The 16,981-nt window shown below is 40.6% G+C and carries 21 protein-coding genes; 10 read left to right on the forward strand and 11 right to left on the reverse strand.

Translation table 11 applies throughout. From position 1 onward, the window contains the following. Positions 1 to 271 precede the first annotated feature (271 nt). A complete protein-coding gene (locus tag ACQKMH_RS24690) occupies positions 272 to 1,363 on the forward strand; it encodes an FUSC family protein (RefSeq protein WP_427589987.1) in 1,092 nt (363 codons plus the stop codon). Positions 1,364 to 1,421: 58 nt separating this feature from the next. Here ACQKMH_RS24690 and ACQKMH_RS24695 read toward each other — a convergent pair whose 3' ends face one another. After that, positions 1,422 to 1,880, reverse strand: a complete 459-nt coding sequence (locus ACQKMH_RS24695; RefSeq protein WP_427589988.1) for a MarR family winged helix-turn-helix transcriptional regulator — start codon at positions 1,878 to 1,880, stop codon at positions 1,422 to 1,424. A gap of 331 nt (positions 1,881 to 2,211) precedes the next feature. Here ACQKMH_RS24695 and ACQKMH_RS24700 point away from each other — a divergent pair, with 331 nt between their 5' ends. From ACQKMH_RS24700 to ACQKMH_RS24720, 5 genes are all read left to right on the forward strand, one after another. Then, positions 2,212 to 2,850 carry an HlyD family efflux transporter periplasmic adaptor subunit gene (locus ACQKMH_RS24700; RefSeq protein WP_230159260.1) on the forward strand — a complete coding sequence of 213 codons (639 nt, stop codon included), beginning with the start codon at positions 2,212 to 2,214 and terminating at the stop codon, positions 2,848 to 2,850. 39 nt (positions 2,851 to 2,889) lie between these two features. After that, on the forward strand, positions 2,890 to 4,509 hold the full coding sequence (locus ACQKMH_RS24705; protein WP_427589989.1) for a DHA2 family efflux MFS transporter permease subunit: 1,620 nt from the start codon (positions 2,890 to 2,892) through the stop codon (positions 4,507 to 4,509). Positions 4,510 to 4,527: 18 nt separating this feature from the next. Further along, entirely contained in the window at positions 4,528 to 5,058 is a 531-nt protein-coding gene (locus ACQKMH_RS24710) for an NAD(P)H-dependent oxidoreductase (RefSeq protein WP_214787499.1), read from the forward strand. A 13-nt stretch (positions 5,059 to 5,071) separates the two neighbouring features. Continuing rightward, positions 5,072 to 5,416, forward strand: coding sequence for a hypothetical protein (locus ACQKMH_RS24715; protein ID WP_427589990.1), 345 nt, complete (start codon positions 5,072 to 5,074; stop codon positions 5,414 to 5,416). Positions 5,417 to 5,698: 282 nt separating this feature from the next. Next, positions 5,699 to 6,619, forward strand: a complete 921-nt coding sequence (locus tag ACQKMH_RS24720) for an EamA family transporter (protein ID WP_427589991.1) — start codon at positions 5,699 to 5,701, stop codon at positions 6,617 to 6,619. Positions 6,620 to 6,709: 90 nt separating this feature from the next. On the opposite strand, the gene ACQKMH_RS24725 is transcribed toward ACQKMH_RS24720, so the two are convergent. From ACQKMH_RS24725 to fabL, 5 genes are all read right to left on the reverse strand, one after another. After that, positions 6,710 to 8,458 carry an ABC transporter ATP-binding protein gene (locus tag ACQKMH_RS24725; protein WP_427589992.1) on the reverse strand — a complete coding sequence of 583 codons (1,749 nt, stop codon included), beginning with the start codon at positions 8,456 to 8,458 and terminating at the stop codon, positions 6,710 to 6,712. Between the two features lie 222 nt (positions 8,459 to 8,680). Beyond that, a complete protein-coding gene (gene ntdP / locus ACQKMH_RS24730) occupies positions 8,681 to 9,211 on the reverse strand; it encodes a nucleoside tri-diphosphate phosphatase (RefSeq protein WP_061142487.1) in 531 nt (176 codons plus the stop codon). A 235-nt stretch (positions 9,212 to 9,446) separates the two neighbouring features. Next, the gene (locus tag ACQKMH_RS24735; protein ID WP_427589993.1) at positions 9,447 to 9,701 is read right to left on the reverse strand and encodes a YgaB family protein; all 255 of its coding nucleotides are present in this window, start codon (positions 9,699 to 9,701) and stop codon (positions 9,447 to 9,449) included. Positions 9,702 to 9,873: 172 nt separating this feature from the next. Beyond that, positions 9,874 to 10,137 (reverse strand): gamma-type small acid-soluble spore protein, encoded by a 264-nt coding sequence (locus ACQKMH_RS24740; protein ID WP_427589994.1) that lies wholly within the window; start codon positions 10,135 to 10,137, stop codon positions 9,874 to 9,876. An 81-nt stretch (positions 10,138 to 10,218) separates the two neighbouring features. Continuing rightward, positions 10,219 to 10,968 (reverse strand): enoyl-[acyl-carrier-protein] reductase FabL, encoded by a 750-nt coding sequence (gene fabL / locus ACQKMH_RS24745; RefSeq protein WP_427589995.1) that lies wholly within the window; start codon positions 10,966 to 10,968, stop codon positions 10,219 to 10,221. Between the two features lie 68 nt (positions 10,969 to 11,036). Here fabL and ACQKMH_RS24750 point away from each other — a divergent pair, with 68 nt between their 5' ends. Next, entirely contained in the window at positions 11,037 to 11,261 is a 225-nt protein-coding gene (locus ACQKMH_RS24750) for a hypothetical protein (protein ID WP_289323755.1), read from the forward strand. Between the two features lie 201 nt (positions 11,262 to 11,462). Here the strand turns inward: ACQKMH_RS24750 and ACQKMH_RS24755 are convergent, their stop codons facing one another. Beyond that, entirely contained in the window at positions 11,463 to 11,732 is a 270-nt protein-coding gene (locus ACQKMH_RS24755; RefSeq protein ID WP_427589996.1) for a hypothetical protein, read from the reverse strand. Positions 11,733 to 11,804: 72 nt separating this feature from the next. Beyond that, positions 11,805 to 12,911, reverse strand: coding sequence for an A/G-specific adenine glycosylase (gene mutY / locus ACQKMH_RS24760; RefSeq protein WP_427590137.1), 1,107 nt, complete (start codon positions 12,909 to 12,911; stop codon positions 11,805 to 11,807). A 218-nt stretch (positions 12,912 to 13,129) separates the two neighbouring features. Here mutY and ACQKMH_RS24765 point away from each other — a divergent pair, with 218 nt between their 5' ends. Beyond that, on the forward strand, positions 13,130 to 14,107 hold the full coding sequence (locus ACQKMH_RS24765) for a metal-dependent hydrolase (RefSeq protein WP_427589997.1): 978 nt from the start codon (positions 13,130 to 13,132) through the stop codon (positions 14,105 to 14,107). A gap of 65 nt (positions 14,108 to 14,172) precedes the next feature. Here ACQKMH_RS24765 and ACQKMH_RS24770 read toward each other — a convergent pair whose 3' ends face one another. After that, entirely contained in the window at positions 14,173 to 14,439 is a 267-nt protein-coding gene (locus ACQKMH_RS24770; protein WP_230159274.1) for a YfhJ family protein, read from the reverse strand. Positions 14,440 to 14,552: 113 nt separating this feature from the next. Here ACQKMH_RS24770 and ACQKMH_RS24775 point away from each other — a divergent pair, with 113 nt between their 5' ends. Continuing rightward, positions 14,553 to 14,708: a small, acid-soluble spore protein K gene (locus ACQKMH_RS24775; RefSeq protein ID WP_034305387.1), complete on the forward strand. Its 156-nt coding sequence runs from the start codon at positions 14,553 to 14,555 to the stop codon at positions 14,706 to 14,708. Between the two features lie 35 nt (positions 14,709 to 14,743). Here ACQKMH_RS24775 and ACQKMH_RS24780 read toward each other — a convergent pair whose 3' ends face one another. Further along, complete coding sequence (locus ACQKMH_RS24780) at positions 14,744 to 15,055, reverse strand: YfhH family protein (RefSeq protein WP_207439844.1); 312 nt, start codon at positions 15,053 to 15,055, stop codon at positions 14,744 to 14,746. A gap of 73 nt (positions 15,056 to 15,128) precedes the next feature. Further along, positions 15,129 to 15,926: a recombination regulator RecX gene (recX, locus tag ACQKMH_RS24785; RefSeq protein ID WP_427589998.1), complete on the reverse strand. Its 798-nt coding sequence runs from the start codon at positions 15,924 to 15,926 to the stop codon at positions 15,129 to 15,131. Positions 15,927 to 16,051: 125 nt separating this feature from the next. On the opposite strand from recX, the gene ACQKMH_RS24790 reads away from it, so the two are divergent. After that, a complete protein-coding gene (locus ACQKMH_RS24790; RefSeq protein WP_427589999.1) occupies positions 16,052 to 16,972 on the forward strand; it encodes a TIGR01777 family oxidoreductase in 921 nt (306 codons plus the stop codon). Positions 16,973 to 16,981: the final 9 nt, after the last annotated feature.

Genomic DNA, 16,981 nt, shown 5'->3' on the forward strand with positions numbered 1-16,981 from the left:
ATCTTATACCTCTTGGATAGTATTAGTCGAACGGAAAACCACAGCTTAAAACCATCATGAAATTGCCTATATATTCTTTATATATTAAACTTGAATGTACCTATTGTATCTCCAAGGAAAATCCTGTATATTACTTTTTGTTTACATCCTCACATTTTGGTGTAAAGTACTAACAAATAAGTTAGAATACAACTTTAAGAATAGTCTATATATAAATAGAGCCTTTTCTTATCCTGAACCATTAAATAACAAAGAAAGGATTAACCTATATATGAAGTTTGGTGCCCGCATTCTCAAAACAGGAATAGCAATTGTTTTAGCGCTTTATCTCTCGGAACTGCTTAACCTTCCTGCTCCTGTCCTTTCTGGGATTGCTGCAATTTTTGCAATACAGCCGACCATTTATCGTTCATATCAAACGGTGTTGGAGCAAATACAAGGAAATATCATTGGCGCGTTGGTTGCAGTCTCCTTCGTTTTGCTGTTCGGAAATGATATTTTTATAATCGGCCTTGCCGTAATGGTTGTCATAACCATCAATTTAAAATTAAAAATGGATAAAACGATTGTCCTTTCCATCGTGACCGTCATTGCCATCATGGAAAGCCAGGATGGAGAATTCCTTAATTTTGCCTTTGTACGTCTCTCATCCGTTTTACTTGGAATCATTTCTTCTTTTATCGTGAATCTAGTTTTCATTCCGCCTAAGTATGAAGCAAAACTCTACACACGCATTACAGATGTGACGGAAGATATCTTAAAATGGATCAGAATAAGTACAAGACATGCTACCGAACACACTTTATTGAAAAAAGACATCAGCCGTCTAAAGTCGGAGTTATACGATTTGGAGCATATCTATTCCATGTACAAAGAGGAACGGGAATATTTCAAGAAAAACAGTGGAGCTAAAGCAAGAAAGCTTGTCGTTTATCGGCAGATGATCATTACAACAAAAAAAGCGTTCGAAACCTTGAAGAGAATCCATAAATTCGAGAACGAAATTTATCAAATGCCTGAAGATTTCCAACGAAGTATCTTATATCAGCTTGATTCCTTGATCCGTAAGCATGAACAATTGATATTACTGCATATTGAAAAAATAAAATCGATCGAGGAAATTGAAGATTGGGATCAGGATTGTTTAAGTCGTAAAGAGCTGCTTGCCCTCTTTTTCGAACAGCAAAATCAAGTGGACGAAATGCATGATAATCTAGGACACCTCTCTGCCCGACTCGTACCAATGATTTCTTCGGTCATTGAGTATGACGAACAATTGGAACATCTTGAAAAGCTGATTGTCAGCTTCCAGTCCTTCCATAAGGATGACAATGAAATCTCCGTACAGTATGAAGAAGATTAAAAAAGACGGTTCCAGGGGGACCGTCTTTTTTCGTCTCTATTTAGAGGGTGCTCCTCTTTCAATCATCCAAAAGGTGTTGATCTGCTGCCTTTTCAATCATCTCCAATTTCTTCAAAAGATCCTGCAGCTCATCTTCTGAGAATGAACTGAAGCTCTGGCCCATCAATTGGTTATGCTCCGCAAGGACCCTCCCCAAAATCTCTTCCCCGGCCTCTTTCAATTCAAGGTTGATGACCCTGCGATCCTTTTCGGAGGGCTGCCGTTTCACATAATCCATTTCGACCAACTTATCTACAAATACGGTAATCGCACTTGGCTTTACGGTCAAGAAGTCAGCCAACTTGGTCGATTTAATTGAACCCTCTTTTTTTAATATCAATAAAATGAAAAACTGTGGCGACGTTAGACCATAAGGCTGAAGATTTTTCGCTACGATAGCCCTAAGTTTCTTCCTAATCCTAAAAATCTGCATTTCTATACTATTGGTTAGTTCCCATTTAAAATCCAGCCTTCTCACTCCTTATATAGGACAATCCTACCTCTTAAATTTAATTAAATGACATTCCATTGTCAAATTTACTTGCCATATATCCTTAAAACTTAAAAAAATTCAATTTTTTACTATTTATATGTATTTATTTCCCACTAATTTTCCGAATAAATTACATGACAAAAATTAATTAAACTGTTAAACTCTTTACTTATAATATTAATACTTACAAAAGTTAATATTTATTTAAATTAACAAATAAACATTGGATATAGGAGGCTGGTGTCTTTTAACAAAACAATGAAGATTTTAAAGGATTACAAGAATCAATCATCAATATTTTTTGGAGGCGAAACAAGTGAATAGAGGACGTTTAGTTTTAATTAATGTCATTGGTTTGGTTATTATATTGGCGGTAGTAGCCGGTGGGGGTTATTACTATTATGAAAGCTCGAATTTCATTAAAACGGATGAAGCAAAAGTGACAGGAGATCTATATACCATCGTTGCCCCTGCTGCCGGTAAATTATCAGATTGGGACTTACACGAAGGCGACAGTGTCAACAAGAATGATAAAGTGGCTAACGTAACTTCTTTAGATGGAAAAGAAGCTGTAAAAACAGCAGCACAAGGTACAATCGTTAAAACTCAAGTGCATGATGAACAACTTGTACAAGCGGGTCAAACTCTTGCCCAGACCATCAATATGGGTGATCTATCCATAACGGCTAATATTGAAGAAAATAAATTGAAGAATATTGAAAAAGGTGACAGCGTCGATATTATCATCGATGGAGATCCTGATACCGTTTTTGAAGGAACATTGGAACAAATCGGTTATGCTACAACGTCTGTCTTTTCAGTGATGGGCAATCAAAACAGCAGCGGAAACTATACAAAAGTCACGCAAAAAGTTCCCGTTAAAATTTCCATTAAAGCACCATCCGATAAAGTTCTGCCTGGAATGAACGCAGAAGTGAAAATTTCAACAAAATAAACCAGCTACACAGTTATACAGAAAGGAGGCTTTCCTTAAATGGCTTCTCAAACAATCTCAGTAAACGAAAACAAGGGAATGAAACAGTTTGCCCCCATGTTAATTATCTTAATGCTAGGTTTGTTCATGGTCATTTTGAATCAAACCTTGCTCAGTGTCGCCATGCCAAGGATGATGGCTGAATTTAATGTAGCTGCGACTACGATTCAATGGTTATCAACTGGTTTCATGCTCGTAAATGGAGCTTTGATTCCACTTTCCGCTTTTTTAATAGAACGGTTTGGCACGCGGATGTTATTCCTTACTGCCATGTTTCTATTCACGGTCGGGACCTTTATCTGCGGCATCTCACCAAATTTCCCGGTCATCCTTACAGGTCGATTGATTCAGGCTGCTGGCGGAGGGATTTTGCAGCCATTGGTCATGACGATCATTCTTTTTATCTTCCCACCTGAAATGCGCGGGAAAGGAATGGGGATCTTTGGGCTGGCCATCATGTTTGCTCCTGCCATCGGACCGACTTTATCAGGTTGGGTCATTCAGGAATATAGCTGGCGGGTCATGTTCTACGCAATGGTGCCATTAGGCTTGATTATCATGACACTTGCCTTTTTTAATATGCGGAATGTAGCGGAACCAAAGAAAATAAAATTGGATTTGATGGGCGCCTCTTTATCCTTGATAGGTGTTGCTTCACTACTATACGGTGTCAGTGAAGCAGGTTCCAAAGGCTGGACGGATATCATCGTTCTGGGAACCATCATCGTAGGGCTTATCCTCCTCACCCTATTTGTGGTTCAACAGCTAAAATCGGATACACCGATGCTCGACTTCCGTGTATTTAAATATGATATGTTCGTATTATCGAATATCATATCGGCCATTGTTACAGTTGCCATGTTTGCAGGGATTTTCTTATTACCTATTTATTTACAGACACTAAGAGGATTCACACCTGTTCAATCCGGTCTATTGATGTTACCTGGTGCCCTAGTGATGATGGTGATGTCACCCGTCTCTGGAGCCTTATTCGACAAAATCGGACCTCGTCCATTAGCATTGATTGGTTTAGCGATCACTGCCATTACAACCTTCGAATTCGCTAAATTGACTACAGAAACGACCTATTCTACTTTGGTCATCATCTATGCCATCCGTTCACTTGGAATGGCTTTACTGATGATGCCGATCATGACAGCTGGGATGAATCAACTTCCCAAGCATTTGAATACACATGGTACGGCGATGAGCAATACGCTTAAACAAGTAACCGGGGCAATCGGTACGAGCTTTGTGACGACCATTTATACAACCCGTGCTTCTTTCCATGGAACAGCTTTAGGAACGGAAATGAGTACGAGTGATCCCGGCTTTGTTCAGAACTTCCAATCAATCGTTCAATCCATCATGAGTTCAATGAATCAAACTAGTGAGCAGGCACAGGAAACTGCAATGTCACTGATTTCGTCCCAAATCCAGGGGCAAGCAAATGTAATGGGAATCAATGATGCATTCTTCTGGGCAACTGGTTTCGCAATTGTCGGTATCGTTCTCTCACTGTTTTTACGTGACGTTCGGAAAGACAAAGCCATCAAACAAGTTAAGCAAGAAAAGTTGGATGTACCTTTGCTCCCTTCACCTGTAAAAAAATCGGTTTAATTAAATGGGGGAATAAGAATGAAGATCTATGTTGTATACGATAGTGAAGGCAATCATACGAAGGCACTTGCCGAATCAATAGCACACGGAGCCGCTGCAGTTCCTGGCGCCGAGGTTCTCATTGACCATGTAAACGAGGCTGATGTTTATAAGCTTCAGGAAATGGATGCCATCATTTGGGGCTGTCCGGGCCATTTCGGCACGATCAGTTCGAGTTTGAAAACTTGGATAGATAAACTTGGATATCTATGGGCGGAAGGTGCACTGATCAATAAAGTGGGGGCTGTGTTCTGTACGACGGCCACCGTACATGGAGGGCTCGAGGCAACCATGTTGAACTTAATCACCCCTATGCTTCATCAAGGCATGATCATTGTCGGCTTACCCGGCACTGTCCCTGAAAACGCCTTGTATGGATCCTACTATGGTGTAGGAATAAGCTGCCCGCCCGGTGTGGATGACAACATCACCAAAAATGACTTGCAGCTTGGAGAAGCATTAGGAAAACGGGTAGCCCATGTCACCCGTTCATTCATAAACGAGCTCTAGGAGGCTTGATTCAATGGGCATCATTCTAATTATCATCGTTGCCGTTTTAGCGGTTACGGGCTTGATCACATTCAATGTCAAAGCCTTATCACCTGAAGATAAGCCGGTTGGCGAGGAAGAGAACTCATTTGAAGAGTCCGCTCCCTCTTCAAATGATGATTCTGTTACCGAAATCATCGTCCCGACAGACAATGATGAATTGAAAATGAAAGATCAGGATTATCGTTTGGCGCTTTCCAAGCTTCACAATCAAAAGCCAAACGATGAGCCAGCTGTAGAAAAAAAGCCTAACCTTCGTAAAATGAAAGACGAAGAATACCGTGGTTCATTGGAAGATTTCCAACAGAATCGCGATTGAAATCCAGCTCCCCTCTTTGGCATATTTGCCTTTGGGGGGTTTTTGTTTTTATATGTCATGAAAGGGATCATTGCCGCCTTTGCTTAACGATCACGAGACGGATTTACTTATTTTTTTTGTTGACAATGATTCAGAAAGACTTTAAGCTAAGGGAATGCAACACAAACAATTTTTTAAACTCAGCTTTTGTTGAGAGACGGAATTTTAAAAGGATTTCCTTTTTTCGTTCGTCACTTGCCTATTCGGCAGGTGGCGATTTTTATTTTTATAGGGGGGAAAAACATGCAACTTTTGAAGTATTCCTTAATGGTGTTAATTGGTTCGATCTCATATGGCACATTATCCACCATGATGAAGTTTGGATTTATGGATGGCCATTCTTCTGGTGAACTGGTCGGCAGTCAATACCTTATCGGGTGGCTGATTGTATCTGTGCTATTTCTTTTTTCGTTTAAATATAAAGTTCCATGGAAAAGTGCCGGATTACTTTTTATAACAGGCATGATGTCCACTTTCGTCGGAAAGGCTTATGCCGTTTCCGTATCAGAACTTCCCGCTTCGATAGCCGTTGTCTTTTTATTTCAATTTACCTGGATAGGCGTCCTTATCGAAAGTTTCTTAAATAAAAGACGCCCGGATAAAAATAAACTCATTGCCATTTTCGTTCTCTTCATCGGTACATTATTTGCAGGGGCGATTTTTGGTCAGCCTCTCTCTGCATTGAGCCTAAAAGGTGTACTGTTCGGATTATTATCTGCGCTGCTCTTTGCTCTTTATATGTTTTGCAACTCTCAATTCGCAGTTGGGGAATCTTCCATGAAACGGTTGTTTTACATTGCAACGGGTGCGATGCTGACTGCTGTGTTCACGACTAACCCCGTCACACTTGTTACGAACCTTGTCCAAACGAACCTCTGGTACTACGGTTTGTTGCTTGGGACGTTGGGTGTTCTTATTCCTTTCTTTTTCTTTGCCGTCAGTTTGCCGAAAGTGGGTGTCGGGCTTGGTACGATACTATGTGCAGCGGAATTGCCGTCAGCGATGGTCGTATCCGTCATCTTCTTGAATGAACAAGTTACGTCACTGCAATGGTTCGGGATGTGCTTGATCATCGTCGGCATCGCCTTGCCGGAGGGAATGAAGCATCTTTCGCAATTCCTTCCTGAAAAAGAAAAAGCATTTCATGAAAAAAGAATTTCATAACGGGATGCACTAGATCCTAATAGAATAAGAAAGACCATTCCCGTTAGCGGAATGGTCTTTTTTGTGTATATTTCAAAAGTAGGTTTTCCCTTAAGAATCCAATTGTTGCACTTGAAATAGGTTGTAGTAATGCCCTTGCTTTTTCATAAGTTCTTCGTGTGTTCCCATTTCTGTAATTTCCCCATTATCGATATGAACGATCCGATCGGCATGGGTGATGGTTGATAAGCGGTGAGCCACAATGATGGTGGTCCGGTTTTTCGCCAAAATATCAAGCGCCTCCTGGATATAATGTTCACTCTCTAAATCCAATGCGGATGTGGCTTCATCCAGCACGAGGATAGGCGGATTTTTCAAAAACACCCTCGCAATGGCAACCCGTTGCTTTTGCCCTCCGGAAAGTTTCACTCCCCGTTCTCCGACTTTCGTTTCATATCCCTCTTTTAAACCCATAATGAAGTCATGGGCATTCGCCGCTTTTGCCGCTTCAAATACTTCCTCATCACTTGCATCAGGCCTTCCCATCAGGATGTTGGCCTTAACCGATTCACTAAATAAGATATTATCCTGAAGGACCATCCCGATTTTATCCCTTAGGCTGCGGACTTGATATTTACGGATATCCGTCCCATCCAATAATACCCTTCCCTCCGTCACATCATAGAAACGGGAGATTAAACTGACGATCGAGGATTTCCCTCCGCCGCTCATTCCAACAAGTGCAATGGTATCTCCCGGCAAAACATCCAGATTAATATGCTTTAAAACAGGTGCCTCTTTCTCATCATAAGCAAACGAAACATCCTGAAATGTAATCCGGCCGTCTACATGCTTCAGCTCTTTCGCCCCAGGCTCGTCATCGATATCATACTTCTCATCCACAAATTCAAAAACCCTGTCCATGGACGCCAATGTCTGTGTCATTGTGGTCGATGAGTTAACTAATCGTCTGAGGGGGTTATATAGCCGGTCTATGAAACCGACGAAAGCAACCATCGTGCCCAGCGACAATTGTTCATAAATAACCTGATAACCTGCAAATCCGATCACGAGCAGCGGGGCAATATCCGTAATCGTATTGACGACAGCAAATGACTTGGCATTCCAACTCGTATGCTTCAGGGCCTTATCCAGGAAATTCTTGTTCTGCTTCGCAAACAATTCCTGTTCCCGGTCTTCTATCGCAAAGCTTTTGATGACCGACATCCCTGAAACCCGTTCATGAAGGTGACTCTGTACGTCCGCCAACGCCTGGGAACGGACCCTTGTATAGGTTCTGAGCTTGCCAAAGAAATGCTTGATCGAAAATGCATAAAATGGAAGCATGATGATGGAAACAATGGTTAACTTCACGTCCATCGTAAACATGATGGCTATCACTATGATAATCGTTGCGATATCCAGCCAAAGGTTCATCAAACCCGTGATGACAAAGTTCTTCGTTTGTTCCACATCCGTGATCATCCTTGAGATGACCTCGCCCACTCTTGTGTTGGAATAATATTTAAAGCTCAGTTTCTGTATATGAGTAAATAAATCATTTCGGATATCATATAAGATCTTCGTTCCTGTCCATTGTGCGAAATACTGGCGGTAATACTCAATAGGCGGTCTGACCGCAACAAAAATGAACAGCATGATGCCCATTACCCAAAAAAGGCGTTCGGACTTCACAGCTTTGGACAGGTCACCATTCCCGATAATGTCATCCACGATATATTTACTAAGCAATGGAAGCAAAAGCGGTATAGCGAACTTTAACATTCCAATTAAAACCGTCCCGATTATCTGCCATTTATACGGCTTGACGAATTGCAAATATCTCCTAACGCTCTCCACGGAATTCCTCCATTTCTCCTGCAATAAATCACAATGCTAAAAAAAGACCAGTAATGTTCAATTGGAATCCTTAGATGCACTTTTCAATTATATTTTCCTTTTCGAAGAATAACTATCAAAACAATTTGATTAATTTCTTTCAAATAGGAGCGTAGGGGCTCCTTGAAAAGGATTCATTATGCAATATAAAAAGCCTGCTAATTAAGCAGCAGGCCTTTCCTATCATCGATAGGTTAAAAAGCGTTCATACCAACTATCAATAAACTCTGCGGAGAATGGTCCTTTTCGCTGGCGTATCATATAAATTAAATAGTCTACGTTCTGTTTCAATATTGAATCGATGGCATCCGGGTAATTCATTTCTTTCCGATGCCTTTCATATTCATCCTCATCCAGCAAATTAAACGTCATATCTGGGAATACTTTAATGTCCAGGTCATAATCAATGTATTTTAATGCTCCGGAATCATATGTGAACGGAGAACTGATATTGCAATAATAATAAACCCCGTCCTCTCTTAACATACCGATAACATTAAACCAATACTTTGAATGAAAATAGCAAATCGCCGGCTCTCTTGTTATCCAGGTCCTTCCATCTGATTCCGTCACCATAGTACGGTCATTTGCCGCTATCATCAGATTTTGGGTCCCTTTTAAAACGGTTGTCTCTTCCCAGATACGATGGATATGTCCATTATGTTTATAGCTATGGATTTGGATTTTTCCTCCTTCGGCAGGAACAATCCCCATTTATCTCTCCCTACTTTCTATAGACACCCTGACAGCGTACTGTGCCCTATTCCGTTTGCAGTTATTGTGTGTATTTAAAAATATATACTTTTTTCCATTTACCCTATATTCCTATATTATAGCGATTTATTCATGAATTTAAAACAAAAGTGGCTAATCTCCCAGTGAAAATGTGTAAATAAGTCGAAAAAGTCTGACCCATCCACCCATTTTATCTTAGAAATTAGCCAATTATTTATTGTATTGCAGCCTGTTCTTGCTGAAAATAACGGATCACTTCTTCCGTTTGCCTCTCGAACATGTCATGGATACTTTTCAATTCCTGCTTCATGAGTTGAATCTCTTCCTGAATGGTGACTGCTTCACTCTCTTCTTGCAGGGTAAGGAGTTGCTTCTCTATATCCTGGCATCTCTCGATTTCGGATTGTAAAAGTAAAAGCTTATCCATCGTTTTCAACTGGTTGTTTATTAGCCGGTTAAATTCCTCCATGAATGCACCTTCCTAATCTGTATTTTTTCTATAGTATGTATATTCTATTTTAATCCGTTATCTCCTTTGACATAAAATGTAAACACGATGAAACATTTGTCGAATTCAAAGGAAGCAAAAAAACGAAAGGCATCCTTCAAAAGAAGGACGCCTTTCGTTTTTTTAATGGCAATTAGCCTTGGCTTTTATTGCTTTGAGATTTTTGATTTTGTTGTTTCACTTGTTGAACGTTAGTTTCAGAAGCAAACTCAGTGCCGTATTGGCCTTGACCCTTCTGTTGCTGAGATTGAGCGTTTTGCTGCTTCACTTGTTGAACATTAGTTTCAGAAGCAAACTCAGTGCCGTATTGGCCTTGGCCTTGTTGAGATTGCGCGTTTTGTTGTCTCACTTGTTGAACGTCAGTACCTGCTTGTGATTTATTATTGTTTTTAGCCATTGAAATCACCTCCACGATAATAAGATAACCATTATCCCGAAGTGTTATCCAACTAAAAACATTTAAATTTTTCCAGTTATGTTAAACAAGTAATGAGATGCCTCCATCAACTATAACGGTTTGTCCACGAATCATACTTGCCCCATCGGAAATTAAAAACAAGATGGTATTCACCATATCTTCCACTTCGACCATCCGCCCTGCAGGAGTCTGTTCTGCCGCCTCAGCAAGCATTTCATCTCGATTCGGGAAAGACTTTAGGGCATCCGTATCGATCACACCGCCTGAAACGGCATTGACACAAATGTTTTTGGCAGCCAGTTCGACCGCTAAATATCTTGTCAGAGCCTCAAGAGCAGCTTTGGAAACACCCACAGCTGTATAATTTTTCAAATAGCGAATGGATCCAAGTGAACTGATGCTGACAATTTTCCCTCCGCCGTTCCTCTCCATTAGTTTTGCCGCTTCCTGTGCACAGAAAAGGAGCGCTTTCGTATTGATATCCATTGTCCAGTTCCAATGGGATTCTTCAAGCTCCATCAATGGACGCTGTACTCCTGATGCCGCATTATTGATGAAGATATCCAAACGTCCATAAAAGGCATCGATTTCCTCGAACATGGTTTTCACTTTCGCGACGTCACCGACATTCGCCTTCACTACAAGAGCTTTGCGCCCCAATGCTTCAATTTCGGCTGCCACTTCTAATGCTTTCGACTTGCTCCGGGCATAATTAATAACGAGGTCGTAACCTTCCTCTGCAAGTCTTATTGCCGTGCTTCTTCCTAAACCTTTACTGCTACCTGTAACGAGCGCCACTTTTTGTTCCATTCGTTTATTCATCCTTTCTGAGTAAACACCGAGTTTTAAAAATCATTTTTTAAAGGAGTGTTACTGTTATGTATGTTGGACGTGATATGACAGAGTTGTCGATGATGAAAAAATCGGATTGGGAAAATAGTGAACTTGCCTATTTTCATCACTCCCTTCAACAAATGGTACCTTATTTAAACCAAGAAGGACAGAGTATCCATAGCGAAATCGTCAAAGAAATTGAAAATAGAGGCGGACTTAATAGACAGGAAGCCAATTATACTCATGGTACGAAAACCATTTACGATTGATTTCATTATTGAATTTCAACAAAAATGAATAGGATATCCTCGCAGACTGTAGGCAAACTCGATAAAAATGGAGTTTGCCTACAGTTTTTTTGAGGGTTGTAAAATTCAAATGTTGGATTTTCACTCCAGGCACTCGCTTTTTGCGCCTGTGGGACTCCCTTGGACGAGTATTCCCGCAGGCGTCTCGTTCACCCGTTCCAGTCATTTTTGTTTTAAAATCACAATTTTTTTGTACGATAAAATTACGATTCCACAAATCAGGGCTGTCCAAAGGAATGTCAACGAATAAACGGAAGGTGACATCACCTTACCGAATGCAGTTTCATTCTGTAATGCCCCTGCTTGTTCCCACGCATTTACAACGTCTGGTTTATATATGGTTGTTTTTACAGCTCCAACCAGCATCGTACTGCCCATATATAATGCGTGAATGATGATAGAACCGATGAATGCTTGAATGACCACCTTCATTTCCTCACCTCCAATAACCTTATATTACCATAAATTAAAACGAGTTTTAATTTATGTAAACATAGAAAGCCTTTATTCAATATGTGCTTTTTCTTTATAGGCTTTCATCATCTTTTGGTGGGAAACCGGAAATGCGAACTCCTCCATCTCTTCTTCACTAACCCACTTGAGCTGGTGTTCTCTTAACGTCTCTTCACTAATCGTATCATTGACCATTCCCGTATACGTGTCCACTTTCCAAACAAGATGTGAGAAAACATGTTCAATTCTCACAAGAGATTCCGTGACTTCCGGTTTGACACCATACATTTCCTGAAAACGACTCTCGAAGAATTCCCGCTTATGCAATAGGGGTGAATGGTTCTCGAAGTTCGGATATTCCCAAAGGTTAGCCAGCAATCCTTCAGATGCCCGTTTGTGAATTAAAACTTCACCCTTTTCATTCGTTAAAATGGCAGCCACAATGGGTACATCCCGCGTTTTTTTCTTTTGGATTTTAACAGGAAGTTCTGATTGAACCCCTGCTTCGAATGCAAGACAATGCCTTTGAACGGGACATAACAGGCAGGCTGGCTTACCAGGTGTGCAGATTAATGCCCCCAGTTCCATCAGGGCTTGATTAAAGGCAGACGTATGCTCATGATCGATCAGCTTTCTGACAGCAGCTTCAAATGTTTTTCTTGTCTTTGGCTTTGCAATGTCTTCATATATCATCAATATCCTGGATAACACACGCATGACGTTTCCATCGACAGCTGGCTCCGGCTTGCCATAGGCGATGCTTAGGATAGCACCAGCCGTATAAGGACCAACCCCTTTCAATTTGGAGATTTCCTCGGGATCATCCGGCACGATTCCATTATAAGATGCCTTCACTTCTTGAACGGCACTATGAAGATTCCTTACACGCGAATAATACCCAAGACCTTCCCAGGCTTTTAAGATTTTCTCTTCATCGGCATTAGCAAAATCCTCAAGGGTGGGGAACCATTCCACAAACCGGTTGAAATAAGGAATCACCGTATCCACTCTCGTTTGCTGAAGCATGATTTCAGAAACCCAAACACGGTACGGGTCCTTATTTTCCCTCCATGGCAATTGTCTTTGTTCTTTTTGAAACCAGGAAACTAAATCTTGTTGAAATTCATCAATTTTTATTTTTTCTATTGTCGGGATCATTATTTCTTTCAAATCAGTTCCTCCAAAAATGTTACACTCTTATTAAAAATGGGAATACCTATAATAAGGCATTCTTTTTTAAATAATATGTTCATATCCATTTTTATTGTAATGGGTCACAAAAATAAATCAAATTATATTCATTTGATGGTTAATATATAAATACGGTATGATTAAAGAAGACCATTTTTTTAAATTGTGGCAGGGAGGTTAGATTTTTGGATACAGGTACTCACTTTGTCATGGGAATTGCTCTTGGAGGTCTTGCCACATTAGATCCTGTCATTGCGCAGAGCCCGGTCACTGCAAGTGCAGTCTTAGCAGGTACAATATTGGGATCACAAGCTCCAGACATTGACACCGTTCTAAAATTAAGGAATAACGCTGTATATATACGAAACCACCGTGGAATCACGCATTCCATTCCCGCTGTTTTACTTTGGCCCTTGATTATCAGCGGAGCTCTTTTCGCCATCATACCTGAAGCAAATTACCTTCATCTTTGGCTTTGGACCTTTCTAGCTGTATTCCTCCATGTATTCGTGGATATATTCAATGCTTATGGGACACAAGCCCTTAGGCCTATTTCGTCAAAATGGGTAGCTTTAGGGGTCATCAATACATTTGACCCGTTCATTTTTGGAATACATGTTGCCGGACTGATATTATGGGGCTATGGATTTCCACCAGGCTATTTATTCCTCTCGATTTACGGAATACTCGTCATCTATTATATCTCTCGATTCAGGGAACAGGCTTTTATTAAACGAGCCGTTAAGCAGCAAATCCCGGGAGCAAGGAAAATCCTTTTATCACCGACCATGCGCTTTCACCGCTGGAAAATTGCTGTGATTACCGAAAAGAATTATTATGTGGCACGAGCCGATAATGGGCGTGTGACCGTTCTTGATACGTTTGATCGAGTGCCATTGCCTGAAAGTGAAATTCTCGAAGTCGCCAAGAAGGATATCAACTTGGCAGCCTTTCTGTCCTTTTCTCCGGTTTACCGCTTTGAAATCGAACAAATAAAAGAATATTATGAAGTACGTTTCATCGATTTAAGATACCGCAGCAATGGGTACTACCCGTTCGTGGCAGTCGTTCATTTAGACAGCGATTTGAATATCTTGAATTCATATACAGGATGGATCTTTAGCGAAGCGAAACTGCAGAAGAAATTGAATATCATTTTGTAGTCGCATACATTCGCATACATCGAAAAAAGGCTGATTCCAGGGAAACCCCTCTGGAACCAGCTTTTTTAATGCAATCGATTCTGCTGATTTAATAAATGTTGATATTTAGGATTTTTTGCAATGAATTCGTGGAATTGTTCACCATAATTATCAATCCAGGTCCTTACTACACGTGATGTCATTTCTTCCCCGGCATACTCATGTCCAGCTTTTGCATAGGTCGCTTCGAAATCTTCCCATAATAATTCCACCCAAGTCAAAGCTTGCTCATACGTGATGTGCTCATTTTTCTCAAGCAGTATCTTGGTTAATCTTTCATGGTAATCATTCATTAGAACCACCTCATTGCCAATATTTTTACAGACTGAACTATACTGTCCCATACCCATACTAGTGATAAGCGGAAACGCTTCTTTCTTTAATCTGATGCTTGGAGGAGAAAAACTTGCGAAATAAACAAAAAGGATTCCCCAACCAAAACAACAATAAATTTCAAGGCGAGCCTCGTGCAAAGGCAAGATATGCTTCAAAGCGTGCAGATGGCAGTATTAATACACACCCTCAAGAACGAATGAAAGCATCAAACGAGCGATCGAATTAACTTCACGAGGAACCGGGGCTTTCCCCGGTTCCTTTTTATTTCAACATCGAAATGGGCAGTGCCTCTTCCTTTCCGCTTCCGCCTAAGCGGTAACCCCAGGCAAATACGCCATTCATATAATCAATTTTGAAATAGACACCGGGATCTCCATCTATTTGATAAATTTCACCTTTTTTGAAGTCATCCGGATTTAACAAATAGGCCTTGGCCATCGTCACTTTTCGTTCCAATACAGAAAATTCATTAACCATTCCCAATTGCTCAGCTTTTCTCGCCTTTTCCGTCAACGCTGCAATTTCCTGTTGTAATTCATAGGCAGATAACTTGCTGTATCTTATGTCGCTCATATATGGCTCCTTAAATGAAGAATTAATTTACTTCTATATTAAACAAAATTTTGTGATTTGGCTATCGATGTACTTAATCACTGTCGGAATTGGAAAGATAACGTTCAATTAATTCTATTGGAAAACCTTTTCGGTATAATGCTTGCTTCATCTTATGTTCATATTCGAAGCCTTCATGGTTTTTGTAGCGTCGTTGCATTTTTTCAGCATGATGGCATAGCGAATCCCATTGTTCATCTTCATCCTTTTCAACTGTCACATCTTCAAGTGCTTCAAGGATGACATCTCTTGGGAAACCTTTTCGTAACAAAGTTTGTTCAACCTTCTGCCTTAATGCTCGTTCAGAAATGTTTTTTTCCTTTTTGACAGATTTTCCAGCAAGTTTTCTTGCATGCTCAATCTGAATATCGTAAGGATATTCCTTAAGTGCCTCGACAACCAATTTTTCTTGTATCCCCTTTTCCTTCAGCTCGAGCTTGAGGGTAGTGGGGCCTTTATTGCCTCCGTTCACATGGGTACGTACGTAAGCCTTGGCGAATTCAAGGTCATCTAAATAATTAAAGCTGTATAGCTTATGTATCGCTTCCTTTATGATCGGCTCTTCCGTGTCCTTCTTTCTTAAATAAAGGCGAATTTCCGATTCTGAACGCATCCGGTATGATAAATGATTAAGTGCATTTGTAAATGCTTTTTGGATTTCATCATGGAATTGTATTTCAGCTAAAAGCAGGTCATCAAGTGCCGTACCCTTTTTCAAATGAAATTTCAATAGCACTTCTTCGTCCACACTGAAAGCATATTTTTCATCAACGAAAATGTTATAACGATCTTTACGTTTTTTTTGGGTTGTTATTTTTGTTATGTTTGGCATAAAAACCACCCCCCCCCTACTTTACCCCTTTACGTGTACCATTTCTATATATAGCATGTCTAAAAATGAAAAAAGCACAGGGGCATGTTAAAGTGAAGGAAAGATAGGGAAAGGAAGTGGTTTTCATGAAAATAGCCATTGCTGGTGGAAGCGGTTTTGTCGGCACAGCCCTTATTGATGAATTATCAAAAGAAAATCATGATATATATATTTTGACACGTCATCCCGAAAAATTTAACAAACAGGCAAATTTGACATATATCGGCTGGTTGATCGACAACGCTAAGCCGGAACGGCATTTGGAGGGAATCGATGTTTTTATAAATCTTGCTGGTGAATCATTAAGCAGCGGGCGTTGGACTCCTGAACGAAAACGGCGGATTGTCGAAAGCAGGGTCGAAGCTTCAAAAGAAATGAACCGGATCCTTTCCGCACTGCCCGATAAGGTGTCTGTCATCATCAATGCAAGTGCAATCGGATTTTACGGTATTTCAGACCATGAAACCTTTACTGAAACCTCTGAATCCATCGGTGATGATTTCTTGAGCCGTACCGTTAAGCTATGGGAAAAAGAAGCGTCTAAATCCAGCCCATACAGTAAACGGGTCGTCCTTACAAGATTTGGTGTGATTCTGGGAGAAAAAGAAGGCGCATTGCCAATGATGGCCCTTCCTTATAAACTTTTCGGCGGAGGAAAGATGGGCAAAGGGAATCAGTGGCTTTCCTGGATTCATATTCACGACGTGGTCCGTGCAATCGTCTTTTGCATGAACGATTCAAGAATCGAAGGTCCAGTTAATTTTACGGCACCCACCCCCGTTCCGATGAATACATTCGGTAAAACGATTGGGGCTGTTTTGCACCGGCCCCATTGGTTTTCTGTACCTCCCTTCATCCTCAAGACCATGATGGGGGAAATGAGTATACTTGTACTTGAAGGACAAAATGTCCTGCCCATTAAACTTAAAGAGGAAGGATTCACGTTTACTTTCCCAACCCTTAAAGATGCTTTACAAAATATCTTAAAAGGAGATTATCACGTATGAAAGTATCCT

Origin of the sequence: Peribacillus sp. NPDC097895 (assembly GCF_050277555.1) — a bacterium.
Taxonomy (GTDB): domain Bacteria; phylum Bacillota; class Bacilli; order Bacillales; family DSM-1321; genus Peribacillus.

Bases quoted from the DNA above. Each gene is read 5' to 3' on its own strand.
- ACQKMH_RS24690 (WP_427589987.1), top strand. From the start codon at position 272: ATGAAGTTTGGTGCCCGCATTCTCAAAACAGGAATAGCAATTGTTTTA.
- ACQKMH_RS24705 (WP_427589989.1), top strand. From the start codon at position 2,890: ATGGCTTCTCAAACAATCTCAGTAAACGAAAACAAGGGAATGAAACAG.
- ACQKMH_RS24710 (WP_214787499.1), top strand. From the start codon at position 4,528: ATGAAGATCTATGTTGTATACGATAGTGAAGGCAATCATACGAAGGCA.
- ACQKMH_RS24715 (WP_427589990.1), top strand. From the start codon at position 5,072: ATGGGCATCATTCTAATTATCATCGTTGCCGTTTTAGCGGTTACGGGC.
- ACQKMH_RS24720 (WP_427589991.1), top strand. From the start codon at position 5,699: ATGCAACTTTTGAAGTATTCCTTAATGGTGTTAATTGGTTCGATCTCA.
- ntdP (WP_061142487.1), bottom strand. From the start codon at position 9,211: ATGGGGATTGTTCCTGCCGAAGGAGGAAAAATCCAAATCCATAGCTAT.
- ACQKMH_RS24735 (WP_427589993.1), bottom strand. From the start codon at position 9,701: ATGGAGGAATTTAACCGGCTAATAAACAACCAGTTGAAAACGATGGAT.
- ACQKMH_RS24740 (WP_427589994.1), bottom strand. From the start codon at position 10,137: ATGGCTAAAAACAATAATAAATCACAAGCAGGTACTGACGTTCAACAA.
- fabL (WP_427589995.1), bottom strand. From the start codon at position 10,968: ATGGAACAAAAAGTGGCGCTCGTTACAGGTAGCAGTAAAGGTTTAGGA.
- ACQKMH_RS24750 (WP_289323755.1), top strand. From the start codon at position 11,037: ATGTATGTTGGACGTGATATGACAGAGTTGTCGATGATGAAAAAATCG.
- ACQKMH_RS24755 (WP_427589996.1), bottom strand. From the start codon at position 11,732: ATGAAGGTGGTCATTCAAGCATTCATCGGTTCTATCATCATTCACGCA.
- mutY (WP_427590137.1), bottom strand. From the start codon at position 12,911: ATGATCCCGACAATAGAAAAAATAAAAATTGATGAATTTCAACAAGAT.
- ACQKMH_RS24770 (WP_230159274.1), bottom strand. From the start codon at position 14,439: ATGAATGATTACCATGAAAGATTAACCAAGATACTGCTTGAGAAAAAT.
- ACQKMH_RS24780 (WP_207439844.1), bottom strand. From the start codon at position 15,055: ATGAGCGACATAAGATACAGCAAGTTATCTGCCTATGAATTACAACAG.
- recX (WP_427589998.1), bottom strand. From the start codon at position 15,926: ATGCCAAACATAACAAAAATAACAACCCAAAAAAAACGTAAAGATCGT.
- ACQKMH_RS24790 (WP_427589999.1), top strand. From the start codon at position 16,052: ATGAAAATAGCCATTGCTGGTGGAAGCGGTTTTGTCGGCACAGCCCTT.